We start from the raw sequence: 16,765 nt of genomic DNA, 5'->3' as shown, positions 1-16,765 counted from the left end.
CTGCATTTTTAGTATTGTTCATTCTCATTTGGAAAATCCTGAGTTTTCACATCATCAACATACTGGGAAATAGCGGTGGTCATTTCTTCATAAAGATTTAAATAACGTCTTAAAAATCTAGGATTAAATTCGTGGGTCATTCCAATCATATCGTGCAGTACCAATACTTGTCCGTCAACATTAGGGCCAGCACCAATGCCAATTATAGGAATGCTCACACTTTCAGCAACCTGTTGCGCCAGTTTAGCTGGAATTTTTTCTAAAACAATAGCGAAACAGCCTAATTTTTCAAGCATTTTTGCATCGCTCAATAATTGTTCTGCTTCTTGCTCCTCCTTGGCACGAACGGTGTAAGTTCCGAATTTATAGATGGACTGAGGTGTTAGTCCCAAATGTCCCATAACTGGAATTCCAGCATTTAAAATACGCTTTATAGACTCCTTAATTTCTTTACCGCCTTCTAACTTTACAGAATGCGCACCACTTTCTTTCATAATTCTTATGGCGGAGCGTAACGCTTCTTTAGGATCACTTTGGTAGCTGCCAAAAGGCAAATCTACCACTATCAAAGCACGATATATGGCACGAACAACTGAAGAGGCATGATAAATCATTTGATCTAACGTAATAGGCAAAGTGGTTTCATGTCCCGCCATTACGTTACTTGCAGAATCGCCAACCAAAATTACATCTACGCCGGCACCATCAACAATTTTGGCCATGGTGTAATCGTATGCGGTAAGCATAGATATTTTTTCGCCAGAGGCTTTCATATCCACTAAGGATTTTACGGTAACGCGTTTGTATTCTTTTTTGGCTGTTGACATCGCTTGAAAATTTTGTGTAGCGGTAAAAATACTAAATAAAAGCAGATACTGTTAAACTTTTCTTTATGAGCTACTACAACTAATGCTTATCGGTTATTTTAGAAAAAAATAGAATAATTATGATACGGGTTATAGTTTCCATAATACTGCTGATGACTGGCACTGTTACTGCTCAAAATGATGACACTCTATTAGCAAAATCTACGATTGATACTTTTTTTGAAGGCTTTCATAAAGGGGATACTGCATTAATGAAGTCTGTTATGGTGGATAAAGTAATAATGCAAACCGCTTACAGGAATAAAGAAGGGAAGGATGTTCTAGTAAACGATGAAGCTGACGGATTGATAAATGCGATAGCTAAACGACCGGCGGATCAGAAGTGGGATGAGAGAATTCTGGATTATAGTATACAAATTGATGGTAATATGGCTAATGTCTGGACACCTTATGAGTTTTGGTACAATGGTGAGTTTAGCCATTGCGGCGTTAATTCGTTTCAACTATTTAAGGATGGCGCTAAATGGAAAATTATTTATTTGATTGATACGAGACGACGCTCTGGCTGTAAACCTGTAGAAACTAAAAAATAAGGGACGCTGCGAGCTAGTGCGCAAGGGATTGAACGGCATGTTTGAAATCCCCGACGTAGGAGGGATTGAGTAGTGAAAGCCCGACCCTTGTGGTTGCGCCCAAAATATTATTTCCTTTTGATAAGTTTAAAAGACTTTTCTTTACCGTTTTGATTGGTTTTTAAAATGTAAATACCCACGGATAAGTTGTGCCCATTAATTGGTAGTTGATAATTTTGATTATCCTCATTAATGGTAATATTTCCGTTGATAATAGCGCGCCCCATAATATCATATAATACAAAATCCAGAGGTTCAGACTGTGATAAGCTAACAATTCTAAGCGAAACGGTGTCAATAAATGGATTTGGGTACACTGATGCATTATAGCCATCTTCTTCTTCAACTACTGTAAAAGGATCTGTAATAGATATTTTTAACTCGCTTAAACCGTAACAGCTACCACCAAAATTTGATGTAGGGGTAATAAGAACATACCTAGCTTTTGTGGCATTAAAATTCGGGCCTTCGCTACCTTGATACGTTGAAGAGCCTGTTGCTTGCTCTAAATTGAACGTACCTAACTTAGTCCAAGTAACTGCGTCTAAAGAATAATCTATATTAAATTCATTTATACCAAAATCTATATTTTTGGCTTCGTTGGCATTCCAAAATTGGGTTTCGTTTAACACATAATTATATCCTAGGTCGTACATAATCCAATGTGTTTCCCCATAAGAGGTAATTGGGTTTTGTGAAGGTTCACAAGATACCCAGCCATCAAACCATGTTGTGCTATGTCTGTCTGGATAGCATTGTGCTTCTAGAATTTGTAAGCCAGAAACGAAAAATAGTGCTATGTATAGATAAATATGCTTCATCATGTTAAATTCATAAATCCAATGGGTGGTGTACCACTATTTGTATCATAAAAATTTGACAAATTTGGGAGTACCATATTTAAATCTGATGGCGAAACACCAAACCAAAGAGCTAATTCTGCCATATATAAATCAGCAGCTGTGGTGGGGACGAGTACACCATTTCTTAAATCTAAATCACTATCTAGGGCTAGAGTAGGGTAGTCTCCATAAATTTCTTTTCCGTTTACAGCACCACCCATCATAAAAGCGTTACCACCCCAGGCATGGTCGGTTCCGTTGCCATTAGAAGTTAGTGTTCTAGAAAAATCGGATACACTAAAGGTTGTAACACAATCATTCACGTTTAATTCAAACATTAAACTATTAAAATAGCTCAATGCATCATTAACTTCTTTTAAATTATCACCATGATTGATTAGTAATTCATCATGATTATCAAATCCTCCAATTTCTACAAAAAATATTTGTCTGGAGAACCCTAATGTGTCTCTTGCTCCGATAGTTTTAGCCACCATATGCAATTGTTCCGCTAGATTATTTTCTTCAGGAAGTGGTGTGATAAAGTCTTGAACACCATCAACCGCAGCTTGAAATGCTAAATTGGCATCATTTGATGCTTTTACGGTATTTTTATAAGTGTTTTTGTAAATATCTTGATAGTCTTTTTCTAGCATGGAATTTAGAGCATTGGTCTTTAATTCGTTAAAAAAACCATTGCCACCGTAACCATTTATACCAACACTACCTGAATTCTTAATAGTATATGGCGTTATTTGATCACCACGCTGAAATATATTTGAGCCACGAAGTGAAATATTCATTGATATTTCTTGGCTAGAGTTCATAGATTGTACTAAATCTGCAATTTTCCCTCCCCAACCAATATTTGTGCGTTCTCCAGGATTTCCTGTTTGCCATTGTTGGGATTGATCAGAATGTGAAAACAATCCAAGTGGTGTTTTTACGATATTATCTTTAATATCACTTTTTGTAGAAGGCTCTATTAAGGTACCGACATTAGAAAGAAAAGCTAGATTACCGCTCTCAAACATTTGGCGCATATCAGTAAGTTGTGGATGTAAACCAAAAACCCTACCATCGCTTGTGTTTGGATTAATTTGTAATATGTCATTTTGTGGTATTGCTAAATTTGATCTAGTAGTAGCATATTCACTATACTCATTGTTTCCCTTTGGAATGAGCATATTAAACGAATCGTTTCCACCACTAAGCATCAAGCAAACTAATGCTTTGTAATCACCACCATAAGGTATAATGGCTGAATTATCCATAGCTGCGGCAGCCATGGCTTTTAAGTTTATAAGTGAAGAAAATAAAGTAGTGTAACCCAATGCAGCACATGAGTCTCCCAAAAATTTTCTTCTAGACATTGTGTTTTTCTTCTTTGTCATAAATCTTATTTTAAAATGACATAATCAGGGCTTACCATTAATAGGTATAGCGCCATTTTTACTCTTAAATCTGTTTGTGTAACATCATCACCCCAACCTCTTGTGATTCCATCAACTGCATCCACGATAATTTGTTTGGTTTCATCAGATAGTTGCCCTCGGGTAAATATTTTATCTAATTGATTTACTAATACTTCACTATCTTTTGCATAGTATTTTAATGCTTCAAAGTCTAGCGGTGTTCCATCTAGTTCCAATCCCCATGTTCTTAAAACTTCATACCAACGCACGTTAGTCCATGCATCTACTTGATTTAAGTAGTTAATACTAGTTGCTGAATTATGAATTTGGAATTCTGGTGCAAATAGGTTTGCATTGGCAAATTCGCTATTTGGTACATATTCAGGCAAGAAAAAATTAAATACACTAGGTGCTGCTAATGGTGCTTGACCCGTATCCCTGAAAAAATGTTGTCCGTTATTCCAATAGCGCCCATCGTCATTGTCTAAATCAATTTGCCTTACCACATTAAAGTAGCGCATCATTGGTTCAATCATTTTGCCACTTGTTGGATTCTCAATCCAACTACAGCTTCTCGCTTCCTCATCCAACAAAATAGCTTTTATTACAGCTTTCATGTCACCTCTCACGCCTTTAGTATTGTTAAATGTAGCACTTACTCGCGACACATATCCATTGGACGGGTTAGATTTTACAAGTTGCTGTATCAAACGTTTTGCAATAAATGGCCCGGTGTTTTCATGATTGAATAAGTGGTTGATAGCATCATCAATGTCCTGCATACCAGACTGACCGTTTGGAATGGTGTAGCCATTTAATAATTGTTTTGCTCCAGGCTCATGCCAATCTTCATACATTATCATTGGCATATCCTTTCTAGCAAAATAGTGCCCCATACCAAACCTTAAAGTTCTATCTGTGAATTCATCTTCGATACCTGCAGGTCCTAGGCCTGTAAAAATTTTGGCAAATTCTTTAATATCATCGTTATCATAAGTTGGAATACGATTGCCTTGTCCATCCTGTTTGTAAGTGCCATTTTGGTTTAGTTCATATAATCCGATGGTAAATAACTGCATGATTTCTCTAGCATAGTTTTCATCGGGATGAATATTTCTGTCTGGAACACTTCTTGGGTTATTATAATGACTTAAATACACACCCATCATTGGATGAAGTGTAACTTCTTTTAAAAGATCTCTGTAATTGCCAAATGCATTATTTTTCAGTACATCATAATAATCTGCTAAACCCATACCGTATCCAGAAAGGTTAGATTCTCTAGAAATCACCAAAATTTCACTTAGTGCTAGGGCAATTCTTTGTCTTAACAAATCTTCATTACCAATATTACTTTGCCACCAGGCATACATAAAGTATTGCCAATTTAAATTGTCAAACTCGTTGGGATCTCCTCCATTTGAAGCATAAATAGACTTGGCTTCCTGAAAAATATTATAGGTAAGATCTTTTGTAGAGGAAGAGGAAGTAATGGTAAACTGATTATCAATCCAGTCCTCAAAAGGTTGTTCTGCCACCGATTTGATATAGTCCAAATCAGTTCCAAATGTGGCTTGTGCCAAAAAGCGCGATGCTTCTAACAACTTTCCATCTAAACCAGCTCCATTTATGGTATTAATGGCTTCAGCACTTTCCCTCCAATCTGTTCTTGTTTGTTGACTACTTGAAGTTACTGTTATCCCTTCACTATGGCCTGCACCCAGATAATCTCTGTAGTTTTGTGCAGAAACACAAAAAGTTAGGCAACAAAGGATATAGAGTAGATGGTTTTTCATAGTTTTTTGTTGAATCAATCTAAAATTGTAGGTTTTTTATGTCTTAATTCATTCAAATATAAATAAATTGACGACTAAAGATGTATTTTTTCGATGAAAAGCAATAATCGATTAACTTTCGTCGATTTTTTTCTTTGAAATCAAGAATTTATAGAATTGTAACGCTAAAATTGGTAAGTAATTGTAAATCAGGTATCTTAATGCTTAACAATCTGATAAATGCACACCAACAGCCAAACCGCCTTCTGAAGTTTCTTTGTATTTGGTATTCATATCCTTGGCGGTTTCCCACATAGTATTAACCACCTTGTCCAACGGAACTTTTACATTTTCTGGTGAGGTATCCAGTGCCAGTTCAGATGCATTTATAGCTTTTATGGCGCCCATAGCATTACGTTCTATACAAGGAATTTGCACTAAACCACCTATGGGATCACAGGTTAGTCCAAGATGATGCTCCATAGCGATTTCTGCAGCCATTAGCACTTGTTCTGGTGTGCCACCGTGCAATTCACAAAGTGCTCCAGCAGCCATGGCAGATGAAACACCAATTTCAGCTTGACAGCCACCCATCGCAGCACTTATAGTAGCGCCTTTTTTAAATATACTACCTATTTCTCCTGCTACAAGTAGAAAGCGTTTAATGTCTTCAAAATTGCCGTCATGGTTTTCTATTACCAAATAATACATCAGTACAGCTGGAATAACGCCTGCGCTTCCATTGGTTGGCGCTGTTACAACGCGACCTAAAGAGGCGTTTACCTCATTTACAGCTAAAGCGAAACAGCTTACCCATTTTAAAATTTGACGGAATTTAACCTCGGTGCTTCTAATGGCATAAATCCATTCTACGGGGTTGCTGTAAGCTTTGTTTCCTTTAAGGTTTTGATGTAAGTCGTATGCACGCCGTCTTACGTTAAGTCCGCCAGGGAGTTTACCTTCGGTATGACAACCCAAATACATGCAATCTAGCATGGTATCCCAAATGCGCTTTAATTGGGTATCTATTTCAGCCTCTGTCCTAATGGATTTTTCGTTCTCTAAAACAACGTCTGAAATGGGTTTGTTAAGTTGTTTACAAAATTGAAGTAGCTCTTCGCCTTTTTCAATAGGATAAGGGAAACTGCATTTTATTTCGAAATTGCGCTTAGCGTTTTTGCGTTCTTCTTTCACTACAAAACCACCACCGATGGAATAAAACCTAGAGGTTTGTTTTTTACCTTCTATCTGGGCGGTAAAACTCATACCATTGGCATGAAAGGGTAAAAACTTTTTATTAAAAATTATATTTATGTTTGGATCGAATTCAAGAAGAAGTTCTCCTCCAAAATTTAGTTTCTTTTCATCTTGAATACTTTTAACGGTGGTTTCGATATCCTTAGTGGGTATGGTTTCGGGGTCTTTGCCACTTAGGCCTAACATTATGGCATAATCTGTGGCGTGCCCTTTTCCGGTTAAGGACAGGGAACCGTATAAGTTTACTGTGATATGTTCTACTTCGTGGAATTTGTTTTTACTCTTTAATTCGTTAATCCAGCGTTCGGCAGCTCGCCAAGGACCCAATGTATGGGAGCTCGAGGGGCCAATGCCTATTTTAAGCATGTCGAAAACTGAGATACATTCCATGTTTACGCAAACGTTGTAGTTGGCAAATATATCAAAATAGAACCTTTTATTTTTTAAACTAAAAAAGCATTTTCATTATTTTGAAAATGCTTTAAGTATTTATGCGAATATTTCAATTTATATTGCAGAAGATTTACCGTATGTCAAATGATTTAATGGCATTAGCATTCATTATTACATCAAAATTTGAAGTGTCAAGTCCATCAATATTATCAGCGGGAACAACAACCACTCTAAATGCTTGATTTTGAGTCCAAGTATCATCTAAAGTATTAAAGTCTATTGTTCCATCTAGGAAGAATCTAACATCCTGTTGCGTAAAATCATAATTATAAACTAAAACGCCATTATCAAAATATTCAGTTTGCGTTAATAATCTCCATATGGGTTCACCTTCATCGTTTTCCCACTCAATATAAACTAAAGTGACATCAGAAGGTAAAACTTCAAAACCGTAAGCTTCTACAAACTCAAAATTATTATCAGCATTAAAATTCACTTCAATTTCAAAAGCAGAAGCAACGATAAGGCCACCATCTTGCCCATCAATACCGTCAATACCATCAAAACCGTCAAACCCAGGAGGTCCTTGGGGTCCTGTACAAGATGTTAGTAGTAAGGCGAATACTGAAATAAAGGATAAAACACGTTTCATAATTATAAGTTTTATAATCTAATATCAAATGACATACCAAAGTGATTATTATTTTATTAATGTTTAATATAAATTTATGACATCATGTCATATTTCTTGTCATGGCATAATCATTGACTTAACCTAAGCGAGTTAAAAAAAGAACATTCAACACAATAAAAAACATATTATGAGTAAAATTATTGGAATCGATTTAGGAACAACCAACTCTTGCGTTTCGGTAATGGAGGGTAACGATCCTGTTGTAATCCCAAACGCAGAGGGCAAGCGTACTACGCCATCGGTGATTGCATTTGTAGAAGGCGGTGAGATTAAGGTTGGTGATCCTGCGAAAAGACAAGCGGTAACAAACCCGACAAAAACGGTTTATTCGATTAAGCGTTTTATGGGTAATAAATATTCTGAATCTAAAAAAGAAGCAGAACGTGTACCATATAAAGTGGTAAAAGGTGACAACGATACACCAAGAGTAGATATTGATGGGCGTTTATACACGCCACAGGAATTATCAGCTATGATTCTTCAAAAAATGAAGAAAACTGCTGAGGATTACTTGGGAACTGATGTAAGTAGAGCGGTAATTACGGTACCTGCTTATTTTAACGATTCGCAAAGACAAGCGACTAAAGAAGCTGGAGAAATTGCTGGTTTAAAAGTAGAGCGTATTATTAACGAGCCTACTGCAGCGGCATTGGCTTACGGACTGGATAAAAAAGGTACTGACCAAAAGATCGTAGTTTTTGACTTTGGTGGTGGTACGCATGATGTATCTATTCTAGAATTAGGTGACGGTGTATTTGAAGTATTATCTACAGATGGTGACACGCACTTAGGTGGTGATGATGTTGATGAGAAAATCATTAACTGGTTGGCAGATGAGTTTAAGGCTGAAGAATCTATGGATTTGAGAGAAGACCCAATGTCTTTACAGCGTTTAAAGGAAGCTGCTGAAAAGGCTAAAATTGAGCTGTCATCTTCTACGCAAACAGAAATAAACTTGCCTTATATTACAGCTACGGCTAGTGGGCCAAAACACTTGGTACGCACATTAACACGTTCTAAATTTGAGCAGTTAATTGACGATTTAGTAAAACGTACTATTGAGCCATGTGAGTCTGCTTTGAAAGCGGCTGGTTTAAACAAAAGTGATATTGACGAAGTAATTTTAGTAGGTGGTTCTACACGTATTCCTGCGGTGCAGGCAGCGGTTGAGAAATTTTTCGGGAAAGCACCAAGTAAAGGTGTAAACCCTGATGAAGTTGTATCTCTAGGTGCTGGTATCCAAGGTGGTGTATTAACTGGTGATGTAAAAGATGTATTACTTCTAGATGTAACGCCATTATCTCTTGGTATTGAAACTATGGGTAATGTGTTTACAAAGTTAATTGAAGCGAATACAACCATTCCTACTAAGAAATCACAAGTATTTTCAACAGCTGCTGATAATCAGCCTTCTGTAGAAATTCATGTGCTACAAGGTGAACGCGCGATGGCTGCAGATAACAAAACTATCGGACGTTTTCACTTAGATGGTATTCCACCAGCAAGACGTGGTACACCTCAAATTGAAGTAACGTTTGATATTGATGCTAATGGTATCATTAAAGTATCTGCTGAAGATAAAGCGACAGGTAAGAAACAAGATATTAGAATTGAAGCGTCTTCTGGATTAACTGAAGAAGAAATCCAAAAAATGAAAGCAGATGCTGAAGCGAATGCTGAGGCAGATAAAGCTGCAGCTGAAACGGCTCAAAAATTAAATGAAGCAGATTCTATGATTTTCCAAACGGAAAAGCAATTGGAAGAGTTTGGTGATAAATTATCTGATGATAAGAAAAAGCCAATCGAGGAAGCTTTAGAAGAGTTGAAGAAAGCTTATGAAACTAAAGATTTGGCACAGATCGAACCAGCTTTAGAGAAAATAAACGAAGCTTGGAAAGTTGCTTCTGAAGAAATGTACAAAGCACAAGCCGAAGCCCAACAAGCTGGTGGCGCACAACCTGGTCCAGATGCTGGTACCGGTGAGCAAGCGCAAAGCGAAGGCAATGATGTTGAGGATGTTGATTTTGAAGAAGTGAAGTAAATAAGCTTGGAGTCGGAAGACTGAAGTTTGAAGATAAAGAAACGCAACCATTTTGGTTGCGTTTTTTTATTCATGCAATTCTTTATTTAGTATTTCTATAAGTTCGTAACGTAAAGAACTTGAATCTTGGGGCGGATCTTTAATTTCAATCTTATTAACACTTAACCTGTATCTGTAACCTTCTTCATAAATTTCGTCAAATCCCAAAATACCATCATAAAATAATTGCCAATTATTTTCATCAATAGTTGCGCTATCTTGGACCATATAACAAGTTTGTTCTACTAGTCCAATACAACTTACGCGTTGAGCATCAACCCAAAAAGATTCAATATTTACGATAGAATCGTTAGATGAGCAAGAGAAATTAACGAGAATTGATATTGTGATTAATATGGAAGAGGTTTTCATAGTTTTATTTTATCAAAAGATGAAAAATATAGTAAATGGTTGCGTTTACTAATATCATTTTTCAACAATTTTTTAATAAATAACACATACTTTTGAGAACTGTAAAACTATTATGTCATTCTCTCCAAAAATAAAATATAACTACACCCCAAAGCGTTTAGCCGTAAAACTTAACGCTAAAGGCCAACAATTTGTGTTAAAAGGACATCCCTGGGTATTCTCAAATAGTATCAAAAAAATAAATAATGATGCAGAAACTGGAGATTTAGCCATTATTTTTAGTAAAAATAAAAATCGAGTTATAGGATTGGGGTTGTATGATGCTAATTCACCAATCCGAATTAAAATGCTGCATTCAGGTATAGAAAAGGAAGAAATCAACACTGAGTTCTTTCAAAAGAAAATAGAAGCAGCATTTGAAATAAGACACCCTTTATTAAAAACGAATACGAATAGTTATCGTCTCATATTCGGAGAAAATGATGGGTTTCCAGGCTTAATTGCCGATGTGTATGCCAAGGTTTTAGTAGTAAAATTGTATTCTGAAATTTGGTTGCCTTATCTAGAAAGCATTATTCCTTCTTTACAAGAAACTTCAAATGCGGAAACTATAGTTTTAAGATTAAGCAGAAACCTTGAACATTCAAAAAAGCATCCTTTTAAAAATGGTGATGTTATTTATGGAACATTAGATAATGAGGTGGTTGAATTTGTTGAACATGGGGTCAACTTTTCGGCGAACGTCATTAAAGGGCATAAAACAGGTTATTTTTTAGACCATCGCGCCAATAGAAAACAAGTTGGTGAGTGGAGTAGTGGTAAAACAGTGCTGGATGTGTTCTCTTATGCTGGAGGCTTTTCGGTACATGCTCTGGCGAATGGTGCAAAAGAAGTAACAAGTTTAGACATCAGTAAGCAGGCATTAGAAATAGCAGTTGCTAATGGAAGATTGAATAAGTATTCAGGAACCCATAAAACTATTGCAGGTGATGCTTTTGAGGAATTAAAAAACCTTATTAAAAACAAAATCACATTTGATGTTGTTGTTATTGACCCTCCAAGTTTTGCAAAACAAGCTTCTGAAATTGATTTGGCGAAAAAAAAATATGCACAATTAGCAGCATTTGGAGAACAGCTTACTTCAAAAAACGGATTATTAGTATTGTGCTCCTGTTCTTCAAGAGTTGCTGCGCAATCTTTTTTTGATATCAACACCCAAGTTTTATCTTCAAAAAGGAGGGCATATAAGCTAAAATTAAAAACCCAACACGATATTGATCATCCTGTTGGGTTTCCTGAAGGGGCTTATTTAAAAAGTGGGTATTACCAATTTGAAGCTTAGTTTGGTTTAAATAAACACACCTTCTTTGTTAGTTTTTACGGTAAGTACAGTATCATCATTTTTAATTTTAACACGGTACTCTTGTTTTAATGCATCCGCATCACAATGAAATTTAACAACATAGACGTCTTCAATAATGCTGTACTTAGGATATTTTTCGGCTATTGCTTGCATCACTGCTTGTGGTAATCGTATGTTGTCATATTTTTCATAAGTTTTTATTATTTTTCCATCTTTGTTAAAGGATGCAATTATTTGGCCTTCAGGAAGTTTAAAAGTTACTTTATAGATGTCATCTTTTGAATCGTAAAGTTCTGATAATTCAGAATGATCATAACTTACTAGGGCGTCTTCTAATTTCTTAACATAGTTACACGAGTTTTCAGGTTCTACCGAATTCAGGTAGTCTGAATTGATAGAAATTATAGTTTCAGGAAGTTCAACAGTTTGTGTGTATCCAAACACAGTAAAGCATAAAGCTATCAGAAAAGAAAGGAGTGTTTTCATGATTGAGGTTTTAAATATATTTAAGTCAAAATTAATTATGCATGCATAATAAAACAATGATAAAAGTCATGTTATCAATTGTTTAGGTGTTTTTTGTTCGATAATATTTGTAACTACTTGAAAATCAAATACTATGCATGCATCATATTTTAGTATATTTGGAAAAACTTTTTTGATGGCTAAAGCATTGACAGATTTACTTCAAATTAAGCATCCCATTATTCAAGCACCAATGTTTTTGGTATCTAATGTAGCTATGGTTACGGAGGCTATGAGAGGTGGTATTGCAGGATGTATTCCGGCTCTAAATTATAGAACTTTAGATGAATTAAGAGAAGCTTTACGCGAGTTAAAACTAGCTAAGGTTGAAGGTGGATCATTCGGATTTAATTTGATTGTGAATAAATCCAATGTAAAATACAAAGGACAGCTAGTAGTAATTTGCGAGGAGGGTTGTGATTTTATAATTACATCTTTGGGAAGTCCAGAGGAAACAATCAGAGAAGCGCACAAAGTAGGAATTAAAGTATTTTGTGATGTTACCGATTTGAAATTTGCCAAAAAAGTGGAAGGTCTAGGTGCGGATGCTATTATAGCTGTGAACAATGAAGCGGGAGGGCATAGAGGTAACTTATCCCCAAAAGAACTAATTGAACAGCTTAATACAAATTGTAATATTCCTGTAATTTCGGCAGGAGGTGTAGGGTGTAAGGCAGATGTTGACGAAATACTAAGTTATGGAGCTGCGGGCGTTTCTGTGGGAAGTCCATTTATCGCTTCAAAAGAAGCTAATGTTACTGAAGAATATAAACAGGCCTGTGTGGATTATGGCGCAGAAGACATCGTCATGACCGAACGTATTTCGGGAACGCCATGTACAGTGATTAACACACCTTACGTTCAAAAAATTGGAACAAAAGCTACATGGCTTGAAAATTTGCTCAATAAAAACCGAAAACTTAAGAAATGGGTTAAAATGGTGCGCTTTTCAATTGGGATGAATGCAACCAAAAATGCGGCAACCAAAGCCACTTATAAAACGGTTTGGGTGGCAGGCCCAAGTATTGAACATACTGATGCCATTTTACCTGTAGAGGATATTATTAAAAAGTTAGTAGACTAAAACAGTCCCGTAATTTCACCATCTTCAGTAATATCAATACCTTCTGAAGCTGGATGTGCAGGAAGTCCTGGCATTCGCATAATATCTCCTGTAATGGGAATTAAAAACCCAGCACCAGCAGCAATTTCGATTTCTCTCACTGTTATAATGAAATCTTTCGGACGACCTAAAAGTTTTGGGTTATCAGATAACGATTTTTGTGTTTTCGCGATACAAATAGGTAAATGCTCCAATCCTAAATTCGCTATTTTTCGTAAATGTGCTTTTGCCTTAGACGTATAATCTACATATTCTGCACCGTATATTTCAGTGGCAATAGTTGCAATCTTGTCTTTTACAGTAGATTCCCATTCATATAAGGGTTTAAAGTTGGATGTATCGCTCTCAACGACATCAATAACCTGTTTTGCAAGTTCTAGAGCTCCTTCTCCTCCTTTGCCCCAAACATCAGCTATAGCTACTTTAATACCTCTAGAGGTTGCAAAATCCATAATAAGTTGGATTTCTTCCACAGTATCTGATGTAAATTGATTTATCGCAATCACGGGAGCCACGTTAAACTTTGTAATATTTTCTAAATGTTTTTCCAGATTAGGAATACCCTTTTCAAGAGCTTCCAAATTTGGTTCTGTCAAAGATTTTAAATCCGCGCCACCATGATATTTCAAGGCACGAATAGTTGTGGTAAGCACCACCGCTTTGGGTTTTAAACCTGCACTTATGCATTTTATGTCAAAGAATTTTTCAGCTCCCAAATCAAAACCAAAACCAGCTTCAGTTACAGTATATTCCGAATGCGACATGCCCATTAAAGTAGCGATTACCGTATTGGTGCCTTGTGCAATGTTTGCAAATGGCCCACCATGAATAATAGCTGGATTTCCCTCGATGGTTTGAACCAAATTTGGTTTTATGGCATCCTTTAAAAGGGCGGTCATAGCGCCTTGGGCTTTCAAATCTTTGGCATAAACAGGAGTTTTGTCATAAGTATAGCCAATAAAAATCTTACCTAAGCGCTCTTTTAAGTCAGTTAAATTTTCGGCTAAACAGAGAATTGCCATAATTTCAGAAGCTGCGGTAATATCAAATCCTGTTTCTCTAGGCACACCTGATGTTGTACCACCTAAACCAACAATAACACGTCTCAACGCTCTATCGTTTAAGTCTACAACACGTTTCCAACTTATGGTTCTTGGGTCAATTTTTAAAGAGTTCGTTTTACTTTGAATATTATTATCAATAATAGCTGCCAATAAGTTGTGTGCTTTTTCAATAGCAGCAAAATCCCCAGTAAAATGCAGATTAATGTCTTCCATTGGTAACACTTGGGAATAGCCACCACCCGTAGCGCCACCTTTTATACCAAACACAGGGCCCAAAGAAGGTTCTCTCAATACTACTGTGGTTTTCTTTTGTAGCCTATTTAAACCTTCGGAAAGACCAATAGACATTGTCGTTTTTCCTTCACCAGCAGGAGTGGGAGAGATGGCTGAAACCAATATCAAATTACTTTGTTGGGCTTTGGTTTTATCAATACAATACAAAGGTATCTTAGCTTTGTATTTGCCATACATTTCTATAAGATCTTTATCAACCCCAAAGGTTTCAGCAATATCTGTTATGTGTTTTAGCGCAACGGTTTTGGCAACTTCAATATCAGTCATACATTAAATATTAAAGGAAAGTTTAGTGATGATTTAAATGTATGAAATTAAAAGGATTATGGTATAAAAACTAAAAAATAAATTTAGTGTGATAAATGAAATACTAAGGAAGAAAGAAGATCAATCCATTCTTACCATTTCAAATTGCATATTATTGGGTTGTATGTCGTTATGCATCAAGATACAGGTGTAGCCTTGTTTTGACGTCTCAATAATAACTACTTTAAATACTTTACCAATGGCGTGTTTGTATTTTGGTTGGGAAACTTTGCTACAAGTAAGTGTAAATTCGCAAGCTGATGTCCATTTAATATCATTATGTATTACTAGTCCAGTAGCTGTATTGGTCTCAATTTGTTCTGATAAGGTTCTTGTAATATGCCAATCAGCATAGGAAGCATCAACGTACTTAAACTTTCCTGTTTTAAAATTTAAGCAAGCTTTGTCTTGACCAGAAGTACTTAGGGAGAACAAGGAAAACAGTATAAGAACTAGTTTTCTCATCGTACTAGGGGTATTGGTTACTTATTGTAAATATACGGCTTTTTCATTTAGTAGGAAAGGTAAGATGTTAAAATGTAGATTAAAGAGACAAAAAAGGCGTCCAATTCTTAGATTTTCAACTATTTATATTTGTTTAGGGTATTTTATATTAAAACCAAAACAGCTAAAATAAAAAAAAGAGAAATAGGTAATTAGTGAAAATGGAGTGTACCTTGGTGTAACGGTTTCACGTGCCGCAGGCAATTACATCCAACGGTCTAGTGTATGATTTCGTTGCGTGGTTTAACACTTAACTTTCCAAGACTACCTGCCGGCAGGCAGGTACACACCAAATTGAAAATCCGCGAGGATTTTCAGAAGTAGGCGAGAACAAGCAATTACTTATACCCATTGTTGTGCTTTCGTTATTTTTTTAGTTTCTCAAAGAATTTCATCTCATCAATTGCAAGTTTTCAATTAACAAACGATTTAATTCTTCAGCATCATCTTTAATACCTTTAAGAAGCTCTTTTTCGCGATCACTTCGAATTATATTTAAAATCATAGCATCCGTAATCTTTACAAATAATTCGTTCTTCGGATTTTGTTGCCATTGCGTGCTGGATAATAACCCTTGCAATTCTTCATCAAATAAGTTTTGATATTGTGGTATTTCTTGATATCCAAAATCGGCGAATTTTTCAATTTCAATAACTTTTTGAATATGCGCATTGTCATTTATATCAATGATTTGTAATGCATTATCTTGTTCTGTGTAATGGCTTAAAATTCTGTTTTTTAAAGTTTGATTTCTTAGCGTTTCAAGTTTTCCAGATGAAGTGATATCTACAATAGCTGGTTTTGTTGGGATGAATTTATAATACCTAAATGTAGGTATAAAGTCTTTGAAAATCAATTGTTTATGTTTTTGGATTTTCAAAAGATTTTTCAAAAATCTTTCTGTGCTTTCTAATCTCTTTTCTATGGTTACTAATGAACTATCGATATTTCTAATATCTACCTCTAAATCTTCGGCAATTTTGCAGTAATAGGTTTTTTCTAACTTTAATGATTTGGCATACTCATTCCAGTTATTTATCTGAAGCGCAATCAAAATTCCAATAACTACCAGAATAATTTCTCCAGTGGCATATTTTAAATACTTTCCAGTTTTTCCTTCTGAAAGTAAGTTTTGTCTAATTTTTCTAAAGAATTTTATCATTGGTTAATTTGATCATAATGAAGTACAACGTCCACTGTGTATGGCGTAGTGGGGCGCGCCCCACGGAGAGCCATTGTTGCGCCCCATTCGCTATACGCGTTGTTGTGTGTAGTTTCGTGGGGAGTTCACGTGGACTC

At 35.9% G+C, this 16,765-nt stretch carries 15 protein-coding genes; 4 read left to right on the top strand and 11 right to left on the bottom strand.

Annotated elements, in window-relative coordinates:
• Positions 1–8: 8 nt before the first annotated feature.
• A complete protein-coding gene (gene panB / locus EYD45_RS06575; protein WP_130963750.1) occupies positions 9–827 on the bottom strand; it encodes a 3-methyl-2-oxobutanoate hydroxymethyltransferase in 819 nt (272 codons plus the stop codon).
• Between the two features lie 119 nt (positions 828–946).
• Between panB and EYD45_RS06570 the strand changes: the two genes are divergently transcribed.
• Positions 947–1,420 (top strand): nuclear transport factor 2 family protein, encoded by a 474-nt coding sequence (locus EYD45_RS06570; protein ID WP_130963749.1) that lies wholly within the window; start codon positions 947–949, stop codon positions 1,418–1,420.
• Positions 1,421–1,527: 107 nt separating this feature from the next.
• Here the strand turns inward: EYD45_RS06570 and EYD45_RS06565 are convergent, their stop codons facing one another.
• The 5 genes from EYD45_RS06565 to EYD45_RS06545 form a co-directional block, all read right to left on the bottom strand.
• Positions 1,528–2,283, bottom strand: a complete 756-nt coding sequence (locus EYD45_RS06565) for a T9SS type A sorting domain-containing protein (RefSeq protein ID WP_130963748.1) — start codon at positions 2,281–2,283, stop codon at positions 1,528–1,530.
• Positions 2,280–3,695: a DUF1501 domain-containing protein gene (locus tag EYD45_RS06560; protein WP_130963747.1), complete on the bottom strand. Its 1,416-nt coding sequence runs from the start codon at positions 3,693–3,695 to the stop codon at positions 2,280–2,282. The genes EYD45_RS06565 and EYD45_RS06560 overlap by 4 nt, the downstream gene beginning before the upstream one ends.
• A gap of 5 nt (positions 3,696–3,700) precedes the next feature.
• Positions 3,701–5,512, bottom strand: coding sequence for a DUF1800 domain-containing protein (locus EYD45_RS06555; protein ID WP_130963746.1), 1,812 nt, complete (start codon positions 5,510–5,512; stop codon positions 3,701–3,703).
• Positions 5,513–5,716: 204 nt separating this feature from the next.
• Positions 5,717–7,138, bottom strand: a complete 1,422-nt coding sequence (locus tag EYD45_RS06550; protein ID WP_130963745.1) for an L-serine ammonia-lyase — start codon at positions 7,136–7,138, stop codon at positions 5,717–5,719.
• A gap of 133 nt (positions 7,139–7,271) precedes the next feature.
• Positions 7,272–7,793 carry a collagen-like triple helix repeat-containing protein gene (locus EYD45_RS06545; RefSeq protein WP_130963744.1) on the bottom strand — a complete coding sequence of 174 codons (522 nt, stop codon included), beginning with the start codon at positions 7,791–7,793 and terminating at the stop codon, positions 7,272–7,274.
• Positions 7,794–7,938: 145 nt separating this feature from the next.
• On the opposite strand from EYD45_RS06545, the gene dnaK reads away from it, so the two are divergent.
• On the top strand, positions 7,939–9,876 hold the full coding sequence (gene dnaK, locus EYD45_RS06540) for a molecular chaperone DnaK (RefSeq protein WP_317127932.1): 1,938 nt from the start codon (positions 7,939–7,941) through the stop codon (positions 9,874–9,876).
• 66 nt (positions 9,877–9,942) lie between these two features.
• On the opposite strand, the gene EYD45_RS06535 is transcribed toward dnaK, so the two are convergent.
• Positions 9,943–10,287, bottom strand: coding sequence for a DUF4377 domain-containing protein (locus EYD45_RS06535; protein ID WP_130963742.1), 345 nt, complete (start codon positions 10,285–10,287; stop codon positions 9,943–9,945).
• A gap of 112 nt (positions 10,288–10,399) precedes the next feature.
• On the opposite strand from EYD45_RS06535, the gene EYD45_RS06530 reads away from it, so the two are divergent.
• Positions 10,400–11,629 carry a class I SAM-dependent rRNA methyltransferase gene (locus EYD45_RS06530; protein WP_130963741.1) on the top strand — a complete coding sequence of 410 codons (1,230 nt, stop codon included), beginning with the start codon at positions 10,400–10,402 and terminating at the stop codon, positions 11,627–11,629.
• A gap of 6 nt (positions 11,630–11,635) precedes the next feature.
• Here the strand turns inward: EYD45_RS06530 and EYD45_RS06525 are convergent, their stop codons facing one another.
• The gene (locus EYD45_RS06525; protein ID WP_130963740.1) at positions 11,636–12,136 is read right to left on the bottom strand and encodes a nicotinate-nucleotide adenylyltransferase; all 501 of its coding nucleotides are present in this window, start codon (positions 12,134–12,136) and stop codon (positions 11,636–11,638) included.
• Between the two features lie 175 nt (positions 12,137–12,311).
• On the opposite strand from EYD45_RS06525, the gene EYD45_RS06520 reads away from it, so the two are divergent.
• Positions 12,312–13,259, top strand: coding sequence for an NAD(P)H-dependent flavin oxidoreductase (locus EYD45_RS06520; protein WP_130963739.1), 948 nt, complete (start codon positions 12,312–12,314; stop codon positions 13,257–13,259).
• Here the strand turns inward: EYD45_RS06520 and EYD45_RS06515 are convergent.
• From EYD45_RS06515 to EYD45_RS06505, 3 genes are all read right to left on the bottom strand, one after another.
• Positions 13,256–14,923: a formate--tetrahydrofolate ligase gene (locus tag EYD45_RS06515; protein WP_130963738.1), complete on the bottom strand. Its 1,668-nt coding sequence runs from the start codon at positions 14,921–14,923 to the stop codon at positions 13,256–13,258. The two genes, EYD45_RS06520 and EYD45_RS06515, sit on opposite strands and share 4 nt — an antisense overlap.
• 120 nt (positions 14,924–15,043) lie before the next feature.
• Complete coding sequence (locus EYD45_RS06510; RefSeq protein ID WP_130963737.1) at positions 15,044–15,427, bottom strand: hypothetical protein; 384 nt, start codon at positions 15,425–15,427, stop codon at positions 15,044–15,046.
• A gap of 430 nt (positions 15,428–15,857) precedes the next feature.
• The gene (locus EYD45_RS06505) at positions 15,858–16,628 is read right to left on the bottom strand and encodes a DUF6090 family protein (RefSeq protein WP_130963736.1); all 771 of its coding nucleotides are present in this window, start codon (positions 16,626–16,628) and stop codon (positions 15,858–15,860) included.
• Between the last annotated feature and the right edge of the window lie 137 nt (positions 16,629–16,765).

It is taken from the genome of Hyunsoonleella flava, from assembly GCF_004310325.1.
GTDB classification, from domain to species: domain Bacteria; phylum Bacteroidota; class Bacteroidia; order Flavobacteriales; family Flavobacteriaceae; genus Jejuia; species Jejuia flava.
Note: the sequence above shows the minus strand (reverse complement) of the source record. Positions and strands in the feature narration are given on the sequence as shown.

Excerpts from the sequence above, each read along its gene's own strand:
- panB (WP_130963750.1), bottom strand. The coding sequence starts at position 827 with ATGTCAACAGCCAAAAAAGAATACAAACGCGTTACCGTAAAATCCTTA.
- EYD45_RS06570 (WP_130963749.1), top strand. The coding sequence starts at position 947 with ATGATACGGGTTATAGTTTCCATAATACTGCTGATGACTGGCACTGTT.
- EYD45_RS06565 (WP_130963748.1), bottom strand. The coding sequence starts at position 2,283 with ATGATGAAGCATATTTATCTATACATAGCACTATTTTTCGTTTCTGGC.
- EYD45_RS06560 (WP_130963747.1), bottom strand. The coding sequence starts at position 3,695 with ATGACAAAGAAGAAAAACACAATGTCTAGAAGAAAATTTTTGGGAGAC.
- EYD45_RS06555 (WP_130963746.1), bottom strand. The coding sequence starts at position 5,512 with ATGAAAAACCATCTACTCTATATCCTTTGTTGCCTAACTTTTTGTGTT.
- EYD45_RS06550 (WP_130963745.1), bottom strand. The coding sequence starts at position 7,138 with ATGGAATGTATCTCAGTTTTCGACATGCTTAAAATAGGCATTGGCCCC.
- EYD45_RS06545 (WP_130963744.1), bottom strand. The coding sequence starts at position 7,793 with ATGAAACGTGTTTTATCCTTTATTTCAGTATTCGCCTTACTACTAACA.
- EYD45_RS06535 (WP_130963742.1), bottom strand. The coding sequence starts at position 10,287 with ATGAAAACCTCTTCCATATTAATCACAATATCAATTCTCGTTAATTTC.
- EYD45_RS06530 (WP_130963741.1), top strand. The coding sequence starts at position 10,400 with ATGTCATTCTCTCCAAAAATAAAATATAACTACACCCCAAAGCGTTTA.
- EYD45_RS06525 (WP_130963740.1), bottom strand. The coding sequence starts at position 12,136 with ATGAAAACACTCCTTTCTTTTCTGATAGCTTTATGCTTTACTGTGTTT.
- EYD45_RS06520 (WP_130963739.1), top strand. The coding sequence starts at position 12,312 with ATGGCTAAAGCATTGACAGATTTACTTCAAATTAAGCATCCCATTATT.
- EYD45_RS06515 (WP_130963738.1), bottom strand. The coding sequence starts at position 14,923 with ATGACTGATATTGAAGTTGCCAAAACCGTTGCGCTAAAACACATAACA.
- EYD45_RS06510 (WP_130963737.1), bottom strand. The coding sequence starts at position 15,427 with ATGAGAAAACTAGTTCTTATACTGTTTTCCTTGTTCTCCCTAAGTACT.
- EYD45_RS06505 (WP_130963736.1), bottom strand. The coding sequence starts at position 16,628 with ATGATAAAATTCTTTAGAAAAATTAGACAAAACTTACTTTCAGAAGGA.